The organism is Streptomyces sp. N35 (assembly GCF_016464295.1).
GTDB lineage: Bacteria > Actinomycetota > Actinomycetes > Streptomycetales > Streptomycetaceae > Streptomyces.
The window spans coordinates 19,591-23,142 of sequence record NZ_JAEIMH010000105.1; the positions used below are offsets into that span (position 1 = coordinate 19,591).

Annotated in this window: 4 protein-coding genes; 1 reads left to right on the top strand and 3 read right to left on the bottom strand. The window is 69.4% G+C overall.

Features of this window, described 5'->3' with window-relative positions; genetic code table 11:
* Positions 1 to 80: 80 nt before the first annotated feature.
* The 3 genes from JAO81_RS36790 to JAO81_RS36800 all read right to left on the bottom strand — a co-directional run bounded on the left by JAO81_RS36790 (position 81) and on the right by JAO81_RS36800 (position 2,522).
* Positions 81 to 302 carry a hypothetical protein gene (locus JAO81_RS36790; protein WP_199552345.1) on the bottom strand — a complete coding sequence of 74 codons (222 nt, stop codon included), beginning with the start codon at positions 300 to 302 and terminating at the stop codon, positions 81 to 83.
* 34 nt (positions 303 to 336) lie between these two features.
* Positions 337 to 1,617, bottom strand: a complete 1,281-nt coding sequence (locus JAO81_RS36795) for an inorganic phosphate transporter (RefSeq protein ID WP_199552346.1) — start codon at positions 1,615 to 1,617, stop codon at positions 337 to 339.
* A gap of 155 nt (positions 1,618 to 1,772) precedes the next feature.
* Positions 1,773 to 2,522 (bottom strand): lysozyme, encoded by a 750-nt coding sequence (locus tag JAO81_RS36800; RefSeq protein WP_199552347.1) that lies wholly within the window; start codon positions 2,520 to 2,522, stop codon positions 1,773 to 1,775.
* Between the two features lie 191 nt (positions 2,523 to 2,713).
* On the opposite strand from JAO81_RS36800, the gene JAO81_RS36805 reads away from it, so the two are divergent.
* Entirely contained in the window at positions 2,714 to 3,418 is a 705-nt protein-coding gene (locus tag JAO81_RS36805; RefSeq protein ID WP_199552348.1) for a class II aldolase/adducin family protein, read from the top strand.
* Positions 3,419 to 3,552: the final 134 nt, after the last annotated feature.

The following is a 3,552-nucleotide window of genomic DNA, read 5'->3' on the forward strand; positions in this document are numbered from 1 at the left end:
CAAACCCCCCCCGGCCCACCCCCCCCCCCCCCTGCCCGGGACCGGGGAGCCCCGGGCAAGGGGCGGTCGTGTCGCGTGCCTCAGGTGACGATCAGAAAGATCCCGTACGCCACGGCCGCCGCGCACAGCGCGAAGCAGGCATACGCACCCGTGCGGGCCAGTGCCGCCGAGCCGCCCTGCGCGGTGGCCGTCTCCTGCTTGGAGAGGCCCATGATGCCGAGGGTGAACAGGCCCACGAGAAGCACCGTGGCCAGAAGGCTGACGCCGAAGACAGAGCCCAGAGCTGCCCAGTCGATCTTCATACTGCTGATTCCTTACCTAGTCGGGCGAGCCGCGTCAGGCGGTCGCACCGGCCGGCTGCGTGGAGCCGGCAGCAGGCGTGCGGGCCGGGATGGTGGTCTTGACGGCGGGAGCGCCCGTGGCCTCGAGGGCCTCGGCGGCTTCCGCGGCGACGGTCGGCGGCGGGGTCACCGCGGCGATCGCGGTGGTCACCACGCCGGGCTCGCCGGCGACGGGCTCGACCTCGTTGACGTTCGTGTGGTCGATGACCTGACGGCGCGAGTACAGCCAGATCGCCGCGCACGAGACCACCAGGAAGACCGCGACGACCGCGATTCCCCAGTCGCCCTGACGGGCCACGAACTCGGCGCCCGCGGCCATCAGACCGGCGGCCGGCAGGGTCAGACCCCACGCGATGAACATCCGGGTCGCGGTCGACCAGCGCACGACGCCGCCCTTGCGGCCGAGACCCGCGCCCATCACGGCGCCCGAGCAGGAGTGCGTGGTGGAGAGCGAGAAGCCCAGGTTGGACGAGGCCAGGATGACGGCGGCGGCCGAGGTCTGGGCGGCGAAGCCCTGCTGCGGCTGGAGGTCGGTGAGGCCCTTGCCCATGGTGCGGATGATGCGCCAGCCGCCGAGGTAGGTGCCGAGCGCGATCGCGAGACCGGCGGAGACGATGACCCAGACCGGCGGGTTCGAGCCGGGCGCGAGCGCGCCGCCGGCGACCAGGGCCAGGGTGATGATGCCCATCGTCTTCTGGGCGTCATTGGTGCCGTGCGCGAGCGAGACCAGGCCGGCGGAGGCGATCTGACCGGCGCGGTAGCCCTTGGCAGAGGACTTCTCACCGACGTTCTTGCCGAGCTTGTACGTCAGGCGGGTCGCCAGCATCGCGGCGAGGCCGGCCACGACGGGCGCGGCGATCGCGGGGATGAGGACCTTGGTGACGACGACATCGCCGTTGACCCCGCCGAAGCCGATCGAGGCGACGGTGGCGCCGATCAGACCGCCCATGAGGGCGTGCGAGGAGCTGGAGGGGAGGCCGACCAGCCAGGTCAGCAGGTTCCACAGAATGGCGCCGACGAGCGCCGCGAGGATCACCTCGGGTTGGATCCCGTCCTCTCTCACCAGGCCGCTGGAGATCGTCTTGGCGACCTCGACCGAGAGGAAGGCTCCGACGAGATTGAGCACGGCGGACATGGCGACCGCCGCCTTGGGCTTCATGGCGCCGGTCGAAATGGTTGTCGCCATCGCGTTGGCGGTGTCGTGGAAACCGTTCGTGAAATCGAACACGAGAGCTACGGCGATCACGATCGCAAGCAGCAGCGTGAAGTGTTCCATTTACCCAGGCAATCGTTCGATGTCAGTGGCTGGACGAACGTAGGCAACCTGAGTGAACGGAAGGTGAACTGGGCCGGGCGTCCGGGTGGCCGGATCGAGGGGTGGCGCCCGCCGCGAGCTCGGGCAAAAAGGCGCCAACCCCAGTAAAGCCGGGCTTATCGCCCTCGGGCGAACTTCTTCAGGCCTCCCGCCGACCCGTTGAAGAGATTCTGATCACCCGGCAGCCTGCCCGCGTTGTCGTACTGCCAGAAGGTCGGATACGACCACCCGGCGGGCAGCGGCCCCGGCGAGGAGCTGTACCGCGCGATCCACAGCGCGTGATTGCTCCCGAACCCCGAGTAATTGCCGGTGCAAGCCTTCCACCAGTTCGTATTGGTGTAGATGACGGGCCGCCTGCCGGTCCCCCTGAGCACCTCGTTGCTGAAGGCGCGGATCCAGCCGACCATCTTGGACTTGCTCAGTCCGTAGCACTTCTTCTTGCTGTACGGGTTGTACTCGATGTCGAGCGCGGGCGGCAGCGTCCAGCCGTCGGAGCGCCAGGCGCCGCCGTTGCGTACGAAATGGCGGGCCTGGGTGGTGCCGGACGACTTGTTCGGCAGGGCGAAGTGGTAGGCGCCGCGGATCAGTCCGGCGCTGCGCGAGCCGTTGTACTGCTGGTTGTAGTACGGGTTCTTGTACGTGTGCGACTCGGTCGCCTTCACGTAGACGAACTTGGCGCCCTTGGACTTGGCCTTCTGCCAGTCGACGTTCTTCTGGTGCGAAGAGACGTCGTGCCCCTTCGGCTTCGAGGCCGCGGACGCCGGTGCCTCGATGAGCGCGGTTCCCCCCAGTGCGAGCGCCGCCGCGGACGCGGCGAGCGCGCTCAGGCGACGGCTTTGACGGCGTGACGCATTGCCACGAGCCATATTTCCCCCCGGATGGCGACGTGCATGACAAATCCCCCAGAGGTTAGGGGAACGTCGGCCGATGCCCGTCGATCTTCGGCCAATTCGGAGAGAACCCCATGAATGCGCATATGCGCCCTTTCGGAGGGCCGGGCTCCGCACTACAGTGCCCGGCCCCGGTGCCCCGGGTCCGTCCCTGGCAGGATCGGCGCATGGTGCGAGGTGAGCGGGAAGCGCGGGAGCATGCGGTGGCGGAGGCCTGGGAGGCGCTGGTGGCCACGGCCCGCAGGTCGGCGGACGAGGGCCTGGTCGTCGGCACCTCGGGCAATGTCTCGGTACGCGTCGGCGACCTGGTCCTCGTGACGCCGAGCGGAGTTCCGTACGAGCGGCTGCGGCCCCAGGACGCGATCGCGGTGGACCTCGACGGCCGCCAGGTGCTCGGCACACTCTCCCCGACCAGTGAACTCCCTCTCCACCTCGCGGTCTACCGGTCGACGGACGCACGGGCCGTGGTGCACACCCACGCCGTCCACGCCACGGCCGTTTCCACGCTCGTCGACGAGCTGCCGCCCGTCCACTACATGACCGCGGCCCTCGGGGGAGTGGTCCGCGTCGCCCCGTACGCCCTCTACGGCTCGGACGAATTGGCCGAGAACATGCTGGGCGCACTTCGCGATCGCACAGGTTGTCTACTGCAGAACCACGGCACGGTCACATACGGAGCCACCCTCGCCCAGGCCTACGACCGCACAGCCCAACTCGAATGGCTCTGCCACCTCTGGCTGACCGCCACATCGATCCCGGGCCACGCGCCGCGATTGCTTTCCGCGGGCGAATTGCTGGAGGTCTCCGAGAAGCTCCGGGTATACGGGCAGCCACCCGGCCAGTCCGGCCAACCCAGCCCCTCCGGCGCTTGAGGAGATCCGAACGAAGTTCGGATGCGGGGGTCCGGGGGGGAGCCCCCGGTTCGGGAAGGGGGGGGCAGGGGGAACAGCCCCCCGCAGGCACCCCCCCCCCCCCCCCCCCCCCCCCAAACCCCCCCCCCCCCCCC